Annotated in this window: 11 protein-coding genes; 6 read left to right on the top strand and 5 right to left on the bottom strand. The window is 65.6% G+C overall.

Annotated features, from left to right (window positions below):
* Positions 1-41 precede the first annotated feature (41 nt).
* A complete protein-coding gene (locus HDG37_RS07560) occupies positions 42-1,499 on the bottom strand; it encodes a PLP-dependent aminotransferase family protein (protein ID WP_184045771.1) in 1,458 nt (485 codons plus the stop codon).
* A gap of 231 nt (positions 1,500-1,730) precedes the next feature.
* Here HDG37_RS07560 and HDG37_RS07555 point away from each other — a divergent pair, with 231 nt between their 5' ends.
* The 6 genes from HDG37_RS07555 to HDG37_RS07530 all read left to right on the top strand — a co-directional run bounded on the left by HDG37_RS07555 (position 1,731) and on the right by HDG37_RS07530 (position 9,479).
* Positions 1,731-2,423, top strand: a complete 693-nt coding sequence (locus HDG37_RS07555) for a VOC family protein (RefSeq protein ID WP_184045998.1) — start codon at positions 1,731-1,733, stop codon at positions 2,421-2,423.
* A 116-nt stretch (positions 2,424-2,539) separates the two neighbouring features.
* On the top strand, positions 2,540-3,736 hold the full coding sequence (locus tag HDG37_RS07550; protein WP_184045769.1) for a PLP-dependent aminotransferase family protein: 1,197 nt from the start codon (positions 2,540-2,542) through the stop codon (positions 3,734-3,736).
* Between the two features lie 103 nt (positions 3,737-3,839).
* Positions 3,840-4,304 (top strand): RidA family protein, encoded by a 465-nt coding sequence (locus HDG37_RS07545; RefSeq protein ID WP_184045767.1) that lies wholly within the window; start codon positions 3,840-3,842, stop codon positions 4,302-4,304.
* Positions 4,305-4,499: 195 nt separating this feature from the next.
* Entirely contained in the window at positions 4,500-5,399 is a 900-nt protein-coding gene (locus HDG37_RS07540) for a PhzF family phenazine biosynthesis protein (protein ID WP_184045765.1), read from the top strand.
* Positions 5,400-5,871: 472 nt separating this feature from the next.
* The gene (locus HDG37_RS07535) at positions 5,872-8,232 is read left to right on the top strand and encodes an EAL domain-containing protein (RefSeq protein ID WP_184045763.1); all 2,361 of its coding nucleotides are present in this window, start codon (positions 5,872-5,874) and stop codon (positions 8,230-8,232) included.
* 38 nt (positions 8,233-8,270) lie between these two features.
* Entirely contained in the window at positions 8,271-9,479 is a 1,209-nt protein-coding gene (locus HDG37_RS07530; protein ID WP_184045761.1) for a chromate transporter, read from the top strand.
* 80 nt (positions 9,480-9,559) lie between these two features.
* On the opposite strand, the gene HDG37_RS07525 is transcribed toward HDG37_RS07530, so the two are convergent.
* From HDG37_RS07525 to HDG37_RS07510, 4 genes are all read right to left on the bottom strand, one after another.
* A complete protein-coding gene (locus HDG37_RS07525) occupies positions 9,560-10,018 on the bottom strand; it encodes a CopD family protein (protein ID WP_184045759.1) in 459 nt (152 codons plus the stop codon).
* A 289-nt stretch (positions 10,019-10,307) separates the two neighbouring features.
* Positions 10,308-12,629, bottom strand: coding sequence for a DNA topoisomerase IV subunit A (gene parC, locus HDG37_RS07520; RefSeq protein WP_184045757.1), 2,322 nt, complete (start codon positions 12,627-12,629; stop codon positions 10,308-10,310).
* A 60-nt stretch (positions 12,630-12,689) separates the two neighbouring features.
* Positions 12,690-14,675 carry a DNA topoisomerase IV subunit B gene (locus HDG37_RS07515; protein ID WP_184045755.1) on the bottom strand — a complete coding sequence of 662 codons (1,986 nt, stop codon included), beginning with the start codon at positions 14,673-14,675 and terminating at the stop codon, positions 12,690-12,692.
* 434 nt (positions 14,676-15,109) lie between these two features.
* The gene (locus HDG37_RS07510; RefSeq protein ID WP_184045996.1) at positions 15,110-17,044 is read right to left on the bottom strand and encodes an ATP-binding cassette domain-containing protein; all 1,935 of its coding nucleotides are present in this window, start codon (positions 17,042-17,044) and stop codon (positions 15,110-15,112) included.
* Positions 17,045-17,101: the final 57 nt, after the last annotated feature.

The following is a 17,101-nucleotide window of genomic DNA, read 5'->3' as shown; positions in this document are numbered from 1 at the left end:
CGCCGGATCGTCCGCGCAAATGGGGACGCTCCGGCGCGGTTTCAAGAGGCCCGGCGCGCGACGCCGTCGAGATAACGGCTTAGGAACGCCGGTAATTCAGGATCGCCGCAATTGGCGATGTTGAAGCGCATCCACGTGCTCGGCGACTGCTGCGGCGAAAACAGCCCGCCCGGCGTCAGCAGATAGCCGGCTTCGTGCCCGGCCGCGGCGAGCGCGCCTGCGTCGACGCCGGTGTCGGCCCACAGGAACATCCCGGCCGTCGGCGTCAGAAACAGCTTCATGCCGGTCTTCTCGATCATCCGCACGGCCTTCTCGCGCACGCCGTCGAGCCGTGCGCGAATGCGCTCGACGTGCCGCCGGTAGTGGCCCTCGGTCAGGATCTTGTAGATCACGCGCTCGTTCAACTCCGGGCTCGTCATGCCGACCAGCATCTTCTGATTGGCGACCACCGTCGCGACCTCTGCCGCGCATGCGATGAAACCGACGCGCAGATTCGGCGCAAGCGTCTTCGAGAAACTGCCGAGGTAGATCACGCGCTTTAGCTGATCGAGGCTCGCGAGCCGCGTACCCGCGTAGCTGGGCGGGCACAGGTCGCCGTAGATGTCGTCCTCGACGACGATGAAGTCGTACGCCTCGGCAAGCCGCAGGATGCGGAACGCCTGCGCGGCGCTCAGCGAGGTGCCGGTCGGGTTCTGCAGCACCGAGTTGATCACCAGCATTTTGGGGCGCCATTCCTGGACCAGCGCTTCGAGCGCGTCGAGATCGGGGCCGTCCGGCGTGTACGGCATGCCGACGAGCCGCGCGCCCTGCGACGCGAAGCAGCCGAACATCTGGAACCACGCCGGATCGCCGACGATCACCGCATCGCCCGGCTTCACGTAGATGCGCGAAATGAGGTCGATCGCCTGGGTGATACCCGACACCATCACGATCTGCTCGGGCGACGCGCCGATCTCCAGCTCCTCGAGCCGCGTCTGCAACTGCTGACGCAGCGGCAGGAAACCTTGCGCGGTGCCGATGCCGAGCATCTGCATGCCGCTTTGCCGGCCGAGCGTGCGCAGCGCGTTGGTGATCAGGTCGCCGTCGAGCCAGCGGGCCGGCAGATAGCCAAGGCCCGGGCTGCGCTCGGGCCGCGCGCCGGTGTGCAGCATGTTGCGCAGCAGCCAGATGACGTCGATATTGGCCGGCGCGGGCAGCGTCTCGGCGCGCGGGTGCAGCTCGGTGACACTCGCCGCGCCGCCCTGGCGCTCGCGCACGTAGAAGCCGGAGCCGCGCCGCGACTCCAGAAAACCCTGCGCGACGAGCCGCTCGTACGCTTCGACCACCGTGAAGCGCGACACGCCCTTGTCGAGCGCGAGCTTGCGGATCGACGGCATGCGCATGCCGGGGCGGAACACGCGCTCCTCGATGCGGCGCCGCGCCCACTGGACGAGCTGTTCGACTAGCGTCAACGACGCGGTGTCGTGCGGGGCAGGAATCTGGGTAAGCGGGACGGACATGACGGACTCCAACTGTACCGAACAGTATCGCGCCGATTGTACCGTTACTGTGCAGGTCACGGCCGTTACATTTGAATCCAGCGAGGCTGGTGACACCATGTAAATCCACACGTATGGCCCGCCGATCCGGCAAACGGTTATGCTTACGGCCCCGGCAGCGCTGCCCTCAAGCGTGGCGCGCAACTGGCCCTTGCGCAGAACAGCGTTTTCCATCGATCCGCCATGACCACCCTGACAGCCCAATCGCTCAGTCTCGATCACCTCGTCGTCTCCGCGCGCACCCTGGACGAAGGCGTCCAGTACGTCGCCGATACGCTCGGCGTCGCGCCGGCCGGCGGCGGCGCTCATCCGCTGATGCGGACCCACAATCGCCTGCTCGGCCTGTGGGGCGGCGTCTACCTGGAAGTGATCGCCATCGATCCGCACGCCGCGGCCGACGCAACCGATGGCACCGCGCCGCGCCCGCGCCTGTTCGCGCTCGACGACCCGGCGACGCAGGCGCGACTGGAAAACGGGCCGTATCTGTCGCATTGGGTCGCGCGCGTCGAGCGGCCGAAGCATCTGGCGACGTGGCAAGCGCAGTATCCGCAGCGCATCGCGCCGGTCGTGCCGATGACGCGCGGCGATTTCACGTGGGGCCTGACGGTGCCCGACGACGGGTCGTTCCCCGCGTGGCAAGGCGCCGGCGACGGCGTGCTGCCCTCGATGATCCAGTGGGACTCGACGCGGCATCCGTCGCAGTCGCTGGCGCCGACCAACCTCGCGCTGAAAGCGTTGAAAGCCGTGCATCCGCGGCCAGAGCTGATTGGCGAGCAACTGCGCTGGCTCGGCGCCGCGCATCTGCTCGACGTACAGCCGACCGACGGCGCGGCGGCGCTCGTCGCCGAATTCGAAACACCCGAGGGTTCTCGAACCCTCGGATAAACAGCGCGTGATTGGGCAACCCCCGTGGCAACCCCCGGTGGCACCCCAGCGGCAATGGTTGGCCAGTCGCGCGATAATTGAAATTTTGACCGGTTCCAGAAATACCAGAGGAGATCATGGACCAAAGCGACCTGAAAGCCCCGACGTGGCAATTGTCCGAACGCGCGCGCAAGCTCACGAGCTCCGCGATCCGCGAGATCCTGAAGGTCACGGAACGGCCCGAAGTCATCTCCTTCGCCGGCGGCCTCCCCTCGCCTGCCACCTTCCCGGCCGAGCGCATGCGCGAGGCGTCCGACCGCATCCTGCGCGACACGCCCGCCGCGGCGCTGCAGTACAGCGCGACCGAAGGTTATCTGCCGCTGCGCGAATGGGTCGCGCAACGCCACTCGATCAACGGCGCGCAGATCCGTGCGTCGCAGGTGCTGATCACGACCGGCTCGCAACAGGCGCTCGACCTGCTCGGCAAGGTGCTGATCTGCGTCGATAGCCCGGTGCTGGTCGAAACGCCGACCTACCTCGGCGCGCTGCAATCGTTCTCGATGTACGAGCCGCACTACGTGCAGGTGCCGACCGACGAGCAGGGCCTGATCCCCGAGAGCCTGAAGCCGGAACTGACCAATGGCGCGCGTCTGCTGTACGCGCAGCCGAATTTCCAGAATCCGACGGGCCGCCGTCTGCCGGTCGAACGCCGCCGCGCGCTCGCCGAGTTCGCGAAGACCGCGCCGTTCCCGGTGATCGAGGACGATCCCTACGGCGCGCTCGACTATGCGGGCGAACCGCTGCCGACGATGTTGTCGATGGCGCCCGATCACATCGTCTATCTCGGCTCGTTCTCGAAGGTGCTCGCGCCGGGTCTGCGCGTCGGTTTCATCATCGCGCCCGAGGAACTGATCTTCAAACTCGTGCAGGCCAAGCAGGCCACCGACCTGCATACGCCGAGCTTCACGCAGCGCATCGTGCACGAAGTGGTCAAGGACGGCTTTCTCGACACGCACGTGCCGACGATCCGCGAGCTGTATCGCAACCAGTGCGACGCGATGCTCACCGCGCTCGAACGCTATATGCCCGAAGGCGTCAGCTGGAACCGTCCGGAAGGCGGCATGTTCATCTGGGTCAATCTGCCGGCGGGCATCGACACCATGAAGCTGCTCGAGGAAGCGGTCGCGCAGAACGTCGCGTTCGTGCCGGGCGCTCCGTTCTTCGCGAGCGAAGCCCAGCACAACACGCTGCGTCTGTCGTTCGTCACGGTGCCACCGGCTAAAATCGACGAAGGCGTGGCGCGTCTCGCCGCACTCGTGCGCGCGAAAATCTGAACGGCGTTAGCCGCACTGCCATCGGGGCGAAGCTTGCACGCGCGTTGCGCGCGGACTTCGCCCCGCCTGCATTCATGCAATCTCACCGAAACGAGGACACGATATGGCTCAATCGAATGTGTACGACAAGCTCAAGGAACTCGGCATCGAATTGCCGGCGGCGGGTGCGCCGGCAGCGGCCTATGTGATGAGCGCGCAAAGCGGCAACACGGTGTACCTGTCGGGCCACATCGCCAGGAAGGACGGCAAGGTGTGGGTCGGCAAGCTCGGCGCGACGCTCTCCACCGAGGAAGGCAAGGCCGCCGCGCGCTCGATCGCGATCGATCTGCTCGCCACCTTGCATGCGCACGTCGGCGACCTGAACCGCGTCACGCGCGTCGTCAAGCTGATGAGCCTCGTCAACTCGACGCTCGAGTTCACCGAGCAGCATCTGGTCACCAACGGTGCGTCCGAGCTGATCGCCGAGGTGTTCGGCGAACGCGGCAAGCACGCGCGCTCGGCGTTCGGCGTCGCGCAGATTCCGCTCGGCGCGTGCGTGGAGATCGAGCTGATCGCCGAGGTCCAATAGCATCGACGCGATGTGACAATGCGTGCGGTGTCGCGCGAGATTGGCACCTGATTCACGCCGCATTGCGATTGAAACGCGCCGACCGGTGTCACGCACCGGCGGCGCGTTTTTGTCTTATGGCGACGGTGGATCGCCGCCGCGCGGGCGGATAGAATCCGCGAACTCCCTCAACGTCCATTGCTCCGGGGCCTGTCGATGTCCGCTCACACCGTTCGTTTCAAACAGGTCGACGTGTTTACGTCGACACCGTTCAAGGGCAATCCGCTTGCCGTCGTATTCGATGCCGACGCGCTCGATACCGCGCAAATGCAGGCCATTGCGCGCTGGACCAATCTGTCCGAAACCACGTTTCTGCTAAAGCCGACCGACGCGGCCGCCGACTATCGCGTGCGCATCTTCACGCCGGGGGGCGAGTTGCCGTTCGCGGGTCATCCGACCTTGGGCACCGCGCATGCTTTGCGCGAAAGCGGCTACCAGCCGAAGCAGGCCGGCAAGCTGATCCAGCAATGCGGCGTGGGTCTCGTCGAACTCGAAGCGCTCGACGGCGGCGACAACATGCACGGCGCATGGGCGTTCGCCGCGCCGCCCGCGCGCGTGACACCGCTCGCCGAGCATCGTTACGAAGCGCTGTCTACGGCTTTACATAGTCAGGCGATCGACTTCAGCGCGCCGCCATGCGCGGTCGACAACGGTGCGCCGTGGCTCGTCGTGCGGGTCGATTCGGCACGCGCCTGCCTCGCGCTCGAACCCGACGCGGCGGCGCTCGCCGAGCTCGTGCATTCGGTCGACACGCACGGCGTCGCCGTGTATGGACCGCACGACGCCGACGGCCCCGCGACGTTCGAGGTCCGTTGCCTGATGGCGGGCGGCGGCTTCGGTGTCGGCGAAGACCCGGTGACGGGCAGCGCCAATGCCGCGCTCGCGGGTCTGCTGAACCTGCAGCGCCGTCGTCCCGCCGCGCGCTACACGGCGCGTCAGGGCACCGCGCTCGGGCGCGCGGGCGACGTGTCGGTCCACTACGACGATGCGCGCGGCAAGATCTGGATCGGCGGGCCTTCGGTGACGATCGTCGACGGCACGTGCCGGCTCGCGTAAGCGAGCTGCGGCTTCGCGCGCACGCCGCGGCGACACGCCACATGCCGCCGCTTCACACCACAAAAAGCCGCAGCGCGATGGCGCCGCCATACCTGGTTCTCCGAATTCATCGTGGCCGGATTGCAAAAGCCCTGCCAGAAACTGCCGAGTGGCAGGCACCGTTGCCGATGAAGTCTTCGACAAACCACGGACCGGCCGCGTCATAAGACCGGCGATGCAGGCCACGTGAACAGCCGCACCCGGGCGCCCGCCGCGCGAGCGTATACCCCATGCCCGGAAGCTTCCTTAATCCAGTGGCATTCAGTAATATCGAACCGTATCCGATGACCTGTGGACGGTCCGGCGCGGCGCCACGCCCTCTCCTCCTGCGCAGCAGCATTGGCATCTTGGTCACCATGCAGCCATCCTTCTATTTCGCGCAGTCGATGCCCATGCGTTTGCAAGCGGCCCGCACCCAGCCAAGGCCCGCGCGATGACTCAGTCCCGCTTCTCCGAGCCGCGCGAAGCCAGGCCGCGACGCGATCCATTGGTCACGCGCCGGCGCGCATTGCTCGTCATTCCCGCCCTCGGGGTACTCGTACTGATCCTGCTGTGGACCGTGATCTTCGCGCGGCTGTCGGTAGAAAGGGACGCGACGTACCGCGAAGCGATGGCGTCTTCCGCAATACTTTCCGCGGCGCTCGAGCAGCACACCATCAAGGCGATTCACCAGGTCGATCAGATCACGCGCTTCGTCAAGTACGAGTTCGAAAAGACGCCCGATCATTTCGATCTCGCGAGCACGGTCGAAAAGGGCGTCGTGCAAAGCGAAACGCTCGTGCAGGTGTCGATAATCGACGAGCACGGCAGACTGATCGCCAATACGGCCGAACTCAACCCCGCTCACATCGACTTGTCGGACCGCGAGCACTTCAAGGTCCACGAGCACGAAAACGACGACCAGCTGTACATCAGCAAGCCCGTGCTCGGCCGCGTGTCGGGTCACTGGACGCTGCAGATGACGCGGCGTCTCAATCATCCGGACGGCTCGTTCGCGGGCGTCATCGTGGTCTCCGAAGACCCGAGCTACTTTACGTCGGACTTCTACAACAACGCGGCGATCGGCCGCGAAGGCGTGATCGCGGTGATCTCGGACAGCGGCACCGTGCTCGCGCGCCGCACCGGCAACGCCAGCAGGACGAGCAGCACGTTCACCGCGAGCGGCACGTATCCGACCTCGGAGCATGTGTCGGGCACCTACGTCGATTCGATCGACAACGTCACGCGCATCGTGTCGTACCGGCACATCGACGGCTATCCGCTCGGCGTGCTCGTCGGTCTTTCGCAGGGCGAAGAATTCGCCGATTACAACCACACGCGCAACGTCTATCTGTTGATGGCGGGCTTCATCTCGCTCGCGATGCTCAGCTTCTTCGCGGTCGCGACCGGCCTGATAGGCAAACTGCTAGGCCGCGAGCGCGAGATGACGCAACTCGTCGAATACGATCTGTTGACCGGCCTGCGCAATCGCTACGCGACGCTGCAGGCGCTGCGCCATGAGGTCGCGCAGCCGTTCAACCTGGGTCGCCTCGCGATTCTTTTTATCGACCTCGACAACTTCAAGACCGTCAACGACACGCTCGGCCACAACGCCGGCGACATCGTGCTGCAGATGACAGCCTCGCGCCTCGCCACCGCGGTCGGCGACGACGGCGCGCTGAGCCGCATCGGCGGGGACGAGTTCGTCGTCGTGATCAAGGGCGACGATGTCGAAAAGCGCGCGATCGCGCTCGCCGAAGCCGCCGGCGCAGCGTTCTCGAAGCCGTTCGAGGTGCGCGGCAGCGCGTTCGTGCTGCATGCGAGCATCGGCATCGCACTGTACTCGGTCGCCAACGAAAGCGAGATCGACCTGCTGAAGAAAGCCGACCTCGCGATGTACAGCGCCAAGGACGCCGGCAAGAACTGCTACCAGTTCTATTCGCCGCATCTGTCGCATCGCGCCGACCATCTGATGAAGTGGGAGCAGCAGTTGCGCGTCGCGCTGGCCGAGGGGCAACTGTTCCTCGCCTATCAGCCGAAGATCGATCTGAAGCGCCGCTGCATCACCGGCTTCGAAGCGCTCGTGCGCTGGAACCATCCGCAGCACGGACTGATCCCGGCCAACGAGTTCATCCCCGTGGCCGAGTCGACCGGCCTGATCGTGCCGATCGGCGACTTCGTGATCGAGACCGCATGCCGTCAGCTCGCGCAATGGCAGCAGCAGGGCTACGACACGCTATCGCTCGCGGTGAACATTTCGGCGGTGCAGTTCTGGCGCGGCGACCTGTTCGAAACGGTCTCGCGCGCGATCGAGGAAACCGGCATCTCCGCCCGCCGCCTCGAACTCGAAATCACCGAAACGACGATGATGGAATTTCCGGAAGTGGTCTCCGAAAAGATCTTCGCGCTGAAGCGTCTCGGCGTACGCATCGCGCTCGACGATTTCGGCACCGGCTACTCTTCGCTGTCCTATCTCAACCGCTTTGCCGTCGATACGCTGAAGGTGGACCGCTCGTTCGTCCAGGCGATTCCGGGCGACCGCAGCGTCTGCGTAATGGTTACCGCGATCGTCAACCTCGCTCGCTCGCTCGGGCTCACGGTGGTGGTCGAAGGCACGGAGACCGAAGAGCAGATTGCGTGGCTGGCCGCGCTCGGCCATATCGAGGCACAGGGCTTTCTGTTCTCGCGGCCGGTGCCAGTGGAGGCGATCCCGGCACTGCTCGAGCGCTTCGGGGTATGCGGCATGAACAGCGTCGGCGGCCGCCGCGTCGCGCACGAAGCCCACAGCGCAAGCAGCCTATCCAGCAACAATTAAAGGACGGGCGCCCGCACGACGGGGCCCGTGCAGCGCCGATGCAGACCATCACGAGCGATGAGGCTGCCCGCCGCGGGCAACGGGAACCGCTATGGACGCTGTTCCGGGTCGTGTGCGGCCTGTCGGCGCTGTCGTGGGGCGGTCTCGCGTTGATGGCGCAGCTCGAGCATCATTACGTGGAACGCGAGGGGCGGCTCTCGCGCGTGGCGTTCTCGGACCTGATCGCGCTCGCGTGGATGGTGCCGGGACCCGTCGGCTGCAACGTCGCCGTGCAGCTCGGGCACGCGCTGCGCGGATGCGCGGGCGCATGGGTCGCCGGGGTGGCGAGCGTACTGCCCTTCTTCACGCTGATGACGCTGTTCGCGATCTTCTATCGCACGCCCATCGTGCACACGATCGCGTCGCAAACCCTGCTGCATCACTTCAGCGTCGTGCTCGCGACGCTGATCGCGCTCACCTGGTACAAGCAAACCCGCGCGCTCGTGCGCGGCAAGCTCGAATGGACGGCGGCGCTGCTCGGCAGCATCGCGCTGCTCTATGCGCACGGCGCCGCGGCGTATGTGGTGATGCTCGGCGCGGCCTTCGGCGCCGGCTGGTTCGCGAGTCCGGAGCGCGACTCGCGACTCGCCGTGTCGCTCCGGCGCGGCGACTGTCGGCTGCTGGCCTCGCTCGGCGTGCTGCTCGTGCTGTTTGCGCTGCCGCTGCCGCATCGCTATGACCTCGCGCTGCTGTGGCCGCGCCTCGCGGGCGCCGGCATGACGCTGTTCGGCGGTGGCTTCTCGGCGTTGCCGGTGCTGAAGACGCTGTTCGTCACGCCGGCGGTCGGCGTGTCCGATAACGACTTCACGCTCGCGTTTACGCTGTCGCCGTTGTCCCCGGGACCCCTGCTGAACGTGGTCCCGTTCTTCGGTTATCTCGTCGATGGCTGGCTCGGCGCGCTGATCGCGACGCTCGCGCTATTCGTGCCGTCAGGCTGCCTCGTCGTGCTCGCGCAGCGGCATCTGCATCAGTTGAAGGTGAACCCGCGCTTCGAGCACGGCATGAGGATTCTGCGCGCGGTCACGACCGCGTTTCTCGCGGTCGCGGTACTGCGCATTGCCGTGCACGTACCGCTGGAGCCGATCTATCTGCTGACCGCGACGTTCTCCGCGATGTGCTTCGCGAAGCTGAAGGTGCCGGTGTATGCCGTGTATGGAACGGTGGCGGTGGCGTGCGGTTTGTGGCTCGCGTACGGCGCCACGACGTGATGCGTCGCGGGCCGCACGAAGCCTGCTGCGCCGTTGGCGATCCGGTGGTCCGGCGGTCCGGCGGTCCGGCGGTCCGGCGATCAGAACCCGCGCGACAGCACAGCGAAGCCGATCGTCACGACGCCCAGCACGAGATTGATCAGCACGAGACGGCGGACCGTGCCGACCGCCTGCGCGCCATCGGGCCACTTCTGCGCCTGCACCGCGCGGCGAATGCGCGGATATACGGCGAAGCGGATATGCCCGAAGATCAGCATCATCACGATGCCGAGACCGGCCATCGCATGCAGCGGCCAGCTAGCATGAGCGCCGCCGAATTGCATCAGCAGGAAGCCGCCGCTGATCAGGATCACGAGCACCGACACCCCGACCCAGTTGAAGAAGCGGCCAAATACCGACTCCCACAGCGGCAGGCGCAGTTGCGGCGACAGATCGCCGAGCGCAGGGCGCAGGCAGAAATGCGCGAACACCATACCGCCGACCCACACCGCCACCCCGAGCAGATGCAGAAAAAGCGCGACTTCGATAGCTTTGTTCATGTAGTTTTCCTCTCCCGACGACGCCACACCGTTTAGAACACGCGATCCCGCTCAGCACCAACTGAGCGCGTTCGACCATACGTGATGCAGGCAGTTCCGGGTATCGACGTCTATTGCGTCGCGTTTTGTCGTTGTGATCGCGGCCCGTTCATCTGGCCGCGACGCCGCCGCGCCCCGTTTGCTTCCACGCCCTTCGCGCGACGGACTTTGCTGCGACAGACCGCGAGCGCCCCGCATGCTAGCAGGCGCTCACGGTTTTACAGCGTCAAACTTCGTTAAATCGACTCCACTAGGCCGGCAGCACCGGACGCATGCCGTCAAGCTTCAGCTTGCTGGCGGGCGCGCGTCCCTTGCGCGCACGCTTGCCGACATGCGCCGCAAGCTCGGCGCCGGCCAGCTTCTCCTCGTCGACGCGGCCGCCACGACGCGTGCCGATCAGCATCACGCCTGCTTTGTTGATCGCGAGCGCCTGCACGAGCGTTTCGTTGTCGTCGAGCGCCATCAGCGTGACGCCACGGCCGCCGCCCGACAGCGTCTTCATCTCGTCGAGGCCGAACACGAGCAGACGTCCGCCCGACGACAGACACGCGACCTGCGCCGCGTCCGGCAGCATCGGCATCGGCGCGAGCGGCGCGGCGCCGGCGTCGATCGTCATGAACGACTTGCCGGACTTCACGCGGCTCACCATATCGCCGACCTTCGCGATGAAGCCGAAGCCGTTGCTCGACGCGAGCAGCAGCGCCTGTTCCGCCGACGCCGCGTAGTAGTGCATCAAATGACTGCCCGATTCGAGCTCGATCAGCGACGTGACCGGCACGCCGTCGCCGCGTCCGCCCGGCAGTTGAGCCACCGCGACCGAATAGACGCGCCCGTTGCTACCCCACGCGATCAGCGTATCGGGCGTGCGGCATTGGAACGCCGCGTAAAGGCCGTCGCCGGCCTTGAAGCTGAAGCCGGCCGTATCGAGCCCGTGGCCCTTCAGCGCGCGCACCCAGCCCTTCTGCGACACCACGACGGTGACCGGCTCGTCGACCACGCGCGCCTCGAACGTCGCGCGCTTTTCCTGCTGGATCAGCGTGCGGCGCTCGTCGCCATACTGTTTCGCGTCAGCTTCGATTTCCTTGATCAGCAGGCGCTTCATCGCCGGTTCGCTGCCGAGCAGCTCTTCGAGCCTGGCCTTCTCGTCGCGCAGCTCGGCCAGTTCCTTCTCGATCTTGATCTTCTCGAGGCGCGCCAACTGACGCAGCCGGATCTCGAGGATGTCCTCGGCCTGGCGATCCGTGAGACCGAACGCGGCCATCAGCGCGACCTTCGGCTCGTCCGATTCGCGAATGATGCGGATGACTTCGTCGATATTCAGGAAGACGATCATCCGGCCTTCGAGAATATGGATGCGGTCGTCGACCTTCGACAGACGATGCCGCGTGCGGCGCGTCACCGTCGCGAAACGGAACGCGATCCACTCGTGCAGGATTTCGCTCAAGCCCTTCTGACGCGGCCGGCCGTCGCCACCGACCATCACCATGTTCAGCGGCGCGTTCGATTCGAGGCTCGTATGCGCGAGCAGCGTGTTGACGAAGTCGGTCTGATCGATGCGGCTCGACTTCGGCTCGAACACGAGACGCACCGGCGCGTCCTTGCCCGATTCGTCGCGCACCGCGTCGACGAGCCCGAGCAGCATCTGCCGCGTCTGCAACTGCTCGGGCGTCAGCGTCTTCTTGCCGAGCTTAATTTTCGGGTTGGTCTGTTCTTCGATTTCCTCGAGCACCTTCTGCGCGGCCGTATTCGGCGGCAGTTCGGTGATCACGAGTTGCCACTGGCCGCGCGCGAGATCCTCGATCTTCCAGCGCGCGCGCACCTTCAGGCTGCCGCGGCCGGTTTCGTACGCGGCGGCGATTTCCGCCTCGCTCGAAATGATCTGGCCGCCGCCGGGAAAGTCCGGACCGGGCACATGCTGCATCAGCTCCGCATGCGAGAGCTTCGGATTGCGGATCAGCGCGACCGCCGCTCCTGCGACTTCGCGCAGGTTGTGCGACGGAATCTCTGTCGCGAGGCCGACGGCGATGCCCGATGCGCCATTGAGCAGCACGAACGGCAGACGCGCCGGCAGCACCTTCGGCTCTTCGAACGAGCCGTCGTAGTTCGGCATGAAGTCGACCGTGCCCTGGTCGATTTCGGCGAGCAGCAGCTTTGCGATCGGCGTCAGGCGCGCTTCGGTGTAACGCATCGCCGCCGCGCCGTCGCCGTCGCGCGAGCCGAAGTTGCCCTGGCCGTCGATCAGCGGATAGCGCATCGAAAAGTCTTGCGCCAGACGCACGAGTGCGTCGTACGCGGACTGGTCGCCGTGCGGGTGATACTTACCGAGCACGTCGCCGACGACGCGCGCCGATTTGACCGGCTTCGCGTTGTCGCCGAGGCCCATCTCGTTCATCGCGAACAGGATGCGGCGCTGCACCGGCTTCTGCCCATCGCAGACATCGGGCAGCGCGCGGCCCTTGACCACGCTCACCGCATACTCGAGGTACGCGCGCTCCGCGTAGTTGCCGAGCGTCAGCACGTCGCTGTCCGACGGCGGCTCGTTGAAAAGGTCGAGAGTGTTATCGTCGTCCATCTAGATTCCGTGTCCGTGTTTGGCTTGAAGTGTCGTATGCCGCATTGAGGCGCAATGCGCTCAGATGTCCGCTTCCACTTCGTTGCCCTTCTCTTCGAGCCAGCTGCGGCGTGACGCCGCTTCGCCCTTGCCCATCAGCATCGTCATGCGCGCGACGGTCGCATCGTAGTCGAGTTCGCCGAGCGCGACCGGCTGCAGGCGGCGCGTGTCGGGATTCATCGTCGTGTCCCACAGCTGCTCGGCGCTCATTTCACCGAGACCCTTGAAGCGGCTGATCGACCACTGGTTGTCGCGCACGCCGTCCTTGCGCAGCTTGTCGAGAATCGCCTCGAGCTCGCCTTCGTCGAGCGCATAGAGCTTCTGCGCGGGCTTCTTGCCGCGCGCGGGCGCATCGACGCGAAACAGCGGCGGACGCGCGACGCACACATGACCGCGCTCGATCAGTTGCGGGAAATGCTTGAAGAACAGCGTGAGCAGCAGCACCTGGATATGCGAGCCGTCGACGTCCGCGTCCGACAAAATGCAGATCTTGCCGTAGCGCAGATTCGACAGATCGACCTTGTCGTCCGGATTATGCGGATCGACGCCGATCGCCACTGAAATGTCGTGCACCTCGTTGTTCGCGAACAGGCGATCACGTTCGGTTTCCCATGTGTTCAGCACCTTGCCGCGCAGCGGCAGGATCGCCTGGTATTCCTTGTCGCGGCCCATCTTCGCGGAGCCGCCCGCCGAGTCGCCCTCGACGAGGAACAGCTCGTTGCGGCCGATTTCCGTCGATTCGCAATCGGTCAGCTTGCCGGGCAGCACGGCAACGCCCGAGCTCTTGCGTTTCTCGACCTTCTGCCCCGCGCGCGTGCGCGCCTGCGCCTGCTTGATCACGAGGTCCGCGAGTTTCTTGCCATGCTCGACGTGCTGGTTCAACCACAGTTCGAGCGCCGGCCGAGCGAACGACGACACGAGCTTGACCGCATCGCGGCTATTCAGGCGCTCCTTGATCTGCCCTTGAAACTGCGGATCGAGCACCTTCGCCGACAGCACGAACGACACCCGCGCGAACACGTCTTCGGCGAGCAGTTTCACGCCCTTCGGCTGCAGGTTGTGCAACTCGACGAAGCTCTTGACCGCCTGATAAAGACCGTCGCGCAAGCCCGACTCATGCGTGCCGCCCGCGGGCGTAGGAATCAGGTTCACGTACGACTCGCGCGTGAGCGGCCCTTCCTCGCTCCACGCGACGACCCACGCCGCGCCCTCGCCTTCGGCGAACGTCTCTTCGCTCGCACGCGAGCTTTCCGCGTAGCGCTCGCCCTCGAACAGCGGAATCAGCAGATCGCTGCCGTTCATGCCTTCGAGCAGATAGCCGCGCAGGCCGTCTTCGTATTTCCAGCTTTGCCGCTCGCCGGTTTTCTCGTTGACGAGCGTGACCTCGACGCCCGGCAGCAGCACCGCTTTTGAGCGCAACAGACGCTGCAATTCACCGAGCGGCAGGTTCGGCGAATCGAAGTACTTCGGATCGGCCCACGCGGTCACGCGCGTGCCGGATTTCTTGTCGGCCTTGGTGGCGGCACGCACTTCGAGCGGCTTCGCGACGTCGCCGTGCGCGAAGCTCAGTTCGGCGACCCTGCCGTCGCGCCACACGGTGACGTCGAGCCGCGTGGACAGCGCGTTGGTGACCGACACGCCGACGCCGTGCAGACCGCCCGAGAACGTATAGGCGCCGCCGGCGGCCTTGTCGAACTTGCCGCCCGCGTGCAAGCGCGTGAAAACGATTTCGACGACCGGTACGCCTTCGTCGGGGTGCAGGCCGAACGGAATGCCGCGGCCGTCGTCGTCGACCGAGACCGAATGGTCCGCGTGCAGCGTGACCGTGATTTGCCGGCCGTAGCCGCCGAGGGCTTCGTCCGATGCGTTGTCGATGACTTCCTGAATGATGTGCAGCGGATTCTCGGTGCGGGTGTACATGCCGGGTCGTTGCTTGACCGGCTCCAGACCCTTCAACACCTTGATCGACGCTTCGCTATACGCGGCGTTTGGCTTTTTCGTAGACATGATTGACTCGGTGCGTCGGTTCATCGTTGTCCACAGGTCCTGTGGACAGGGCCGTGGACAATGCGTTGAGTATTCAAAAAAAGCGAAACGAAACAACGGGGTTAGGTGGAGCGCCCGCGAGGCGGGCAAGCTGTTTTGTCGCGCGGCTTCCGTTGGCGCGCTCGAATGCCGGAGATGGACGCACAGCCCGCCGGGGAAGCCTGTTCGCGGGGTATTGTACTGATTTCGATCACGGCGGCAATTGACCCCGCGCTGAATTGGCCGACTGGATAAGGCGCGGCGGGCGTTGGGGGACATGCAATGAAGGATGGACGGCTCGCAGGACGGCGGCGCGATAGGTATCGGCGGAACATGCACGGGCGCGCGCCGGCTGAATTTCGGTGCCGTGCGCGGCGGCGCTTTCTGTTGTTTTTGTGCCGGCCGCGCACGCCGCGTTACTTGACGCGGTTTTCCAACTCGTCCCAACGTTCGAGCGCGAGCATCAACTCCTCGTCGATCTCGGCATAGCGCTCGGTCAGACGCGCGCCTTCGCGTGCATCTTTCGCGAACACCGAGCCGTCTTCGAGCTGCGCGCCGATTGCCTTCTGTTCGGCCTCGAGGTCGGCAATCATTTTCGGTAGCGCCTCCAGTTCGCGCTGCTCCTTGAACGACAGCTTCGCGCTGCGCTGCGCATTGCGGCCCGACGCGCTGTCCTTCGGCGCCGCTTCTTTCGGCGCTTCCTTGCTCGATTCTTTCTGCGCTTCGAGCGCGAGTTGCTCCGAGCGATCGCGCTGCGTCTGCCAGTCCGTGAAGCCGCCGACGTATTCGCGCCACTTGCCGCCGCCTTCCGAGGCGATCACCGACGTCACGACGTTATCGAGAAAGGCGCGGTCGTGGCTGACGAGCAGCACCGTGCCGTCGTAGTCGATCAGCAGTTCTTCGAGCAGTTCGAGCGTCGGAATGTCGAGGTCGTTGGTCGGTTCGTCGAGCACCAGCACGTTGGCCGGGCGCGCGAACAGGCGCGCGAGCAACAGCCGGTTGCGCTCGCCGCCCGACAGCGACTTGACCGGCGAACGCGCGCGCTCCGGCGCGAACAGGAAGTCGCCGAGATAGCTCATCACGTGCTTCTTCTGGCCGTTGATTTCGACCCACTCGCTGCCGGGGCTGATCGTGTCCGCGAGACTCTTTTCGAGATCGAGCGCCGCGCGCATCTGATCGAAATACGCGACCTGCGGATTCGTGCCGACGCGCACGTTGCCCTCGTCCGGCGCGAGTTCACCGAGGATCAGCTTCAGCAGCGTGGTCTTGCCCGCGCCGTTCGGACCGACGAAGCCGATCTTGTCGCCGCGCATCACCGAGGCCGTGAAGCGGTCCACCACCGCGCGCTCGCCATAGCGCTTCGTCACGTCCGTCAGTTCCGCGACGATCTTGCCGGACTTCTCGCCCTGACCGACGTCGAGCTTCACGTTGCCCTGCACGTTGCGGCGCTCGGCGCGCTCGTTGCGCATCTGCACGAGGCGCGCGATGCGGCCGACGCTGCGCGTGCGGCGTGCCTCGACGCCCTTGCGAATCCACACTTCTTCCTGCGCGAGCAGTTTGTCGAACTTCTCGTTCTCGATGCGCTCGACTTCGAGCTGCTGCGCCTTGCGCGTCTGGTACGCGGAGAAATTGCCCGGATACGACAGCAGCCGCCCGCGATCGAGCTCGACGATGCGCGTCGCGACGCGGTCGAGAAACGCGCGATCGTGTGTGATGAACAGCAGCCCAGCGCGCAGCGACACCAGCAGATCTTCGAGCCAGCGGATGCCGTCGAAGTCGAGATGGTTGGTCGGCTCGTCGAGCAGCAGCACGTCGGGCTGCACGACGAGCGCGCGCGCGAGCGCGGCGCGCTTCTGCATGCCGCCCGACAGCGAGCCGACGCGGGCTTCGCCGTTCAGGCCGACCTGCTGCAGCGTGGTCGCGACGCGCGTGCTCCAATTCCATGCGTCCGCGGTGTCCAACGACGATTGCAGCGTGTTCATGCGCGCGAGCAGCGCGTCGTGTTCGGCGCCCTCAGGCGTGTCGGCGAGTTGATGCGCGACCGCGTCGTATTCGTCGAGCAGCGCGCGCGCCTCGGTGAGTCCGGCGGCGACCGCGTCGAACACGGTGTCGTCGGCGTTGAACTCGGGCTCCTGCGGCACGTAGACCGTGCTCAGATGCTGCTGACGCGTGACGAGGCCGTCGTCGGGTTTGGCCAGATCGGCGACGATTTTCAACAGCGACGACTTGCCCGCGCCGTTGCGCCCGATCAGCCCGACGTGCTCGCCCGCTTCGAGCGAGAAATCCGCGTGGTCGAGCAGCGCGACGTGACCGAACGCGAGCTGCGCTCCGGTAATGGTGTAAAGCGACATGGGAATGGGAGAAGACAGCGATGAGTCGGAACTGCTCATTGTACCGGGCGCAGGGCC

The organism is Paraburkholderia sp. MM5384-R2, from assembly GCF_014201025.1.
GTDB lineage: Bacteria > Pseudomonadota > Gammaproteobacteria > Burkholderiales > Burkholderiaceae > Paraburkholderia > Paraburkholderia tuberum.
This window is presented reverse-complemented; position numbering and strand designations above follow the sequence as displayed.

Excerpts from the sequence above, each read along its gene's own strand:
- HDG37_RS07560 (WP_184045771.1), bottom strand. The coding sequence starts at position 1,499 with ATGTCCGTCCCGCTTACCCAGATTCCTGCCCCGCACGACACCGCGTCG.
- HDG37_RS07550 (WP_184045769.1), top strand. The coding sequence starts at position 2,540 with ATGGACCAAAGCGACCTGAAAGCCCCGACGTGGCAATTGTCCGAACGC.
- HDG37_RS07545 (WP_184045767.1), top strand. The coding sequence starts at position 3,840 with ATGGCTCAATCGAATGTGTACGACAAGCTCAAGGAACTCGGCATCGAA.
- HDG37_RS07540 (WP_184045765.1), top strand. The coding sequence starts at position 4,500 with ATGTCCGCTCACACCGTTCGTTTCAAACAGGTCGACGTGTTTACGTCG.
- HDG37_RS07535 (WP_184045763.1), top strand. The coding sequence starts at position 5,872 with ATGACTCAGTCCCGCTTCTCCGAGCCGCGCGAAGCCAGGCCGCGACGC.
- HDG37_RS07530 (WP_184045761.1), top strand. The coding sequence starts at position 8,271 with ATGCAGACCATCACGAGCGATGAGGCTGCCCGCCGCGGGCAACGGGAA.
- HDG37_RS07525 (WP_184045759.1), bottom strand. The coding sequence starts at position 10,018 with ATGAACAAAGCTATCGAAGTCGCGCTTTTTCTGCATCTGCTCGGGGTG.
- parC (WP_184045757.1), bottom strand. The coding sequence starts at position 12,629 with ATGGACGACGATAACACTCTCGACCTTTTCAACGAGCCGCCGTCGGAC.
- HDG37_RS07515 (WP_184045755.1), bottom strand. The coding sequence starts at position 14,675 with ATGTCTACGAAAAAGCCAAACGCCGCGTATAGCGAAGCGTCGATCAAG.
- HDG37_RS07510 (WP_184045996.1), bottom strand. The coding sequence starts at position 17,044 with ATGTCGCTTTACACCATTACCGGAGCGCAGCTCGCGTTCGGTCACGTC.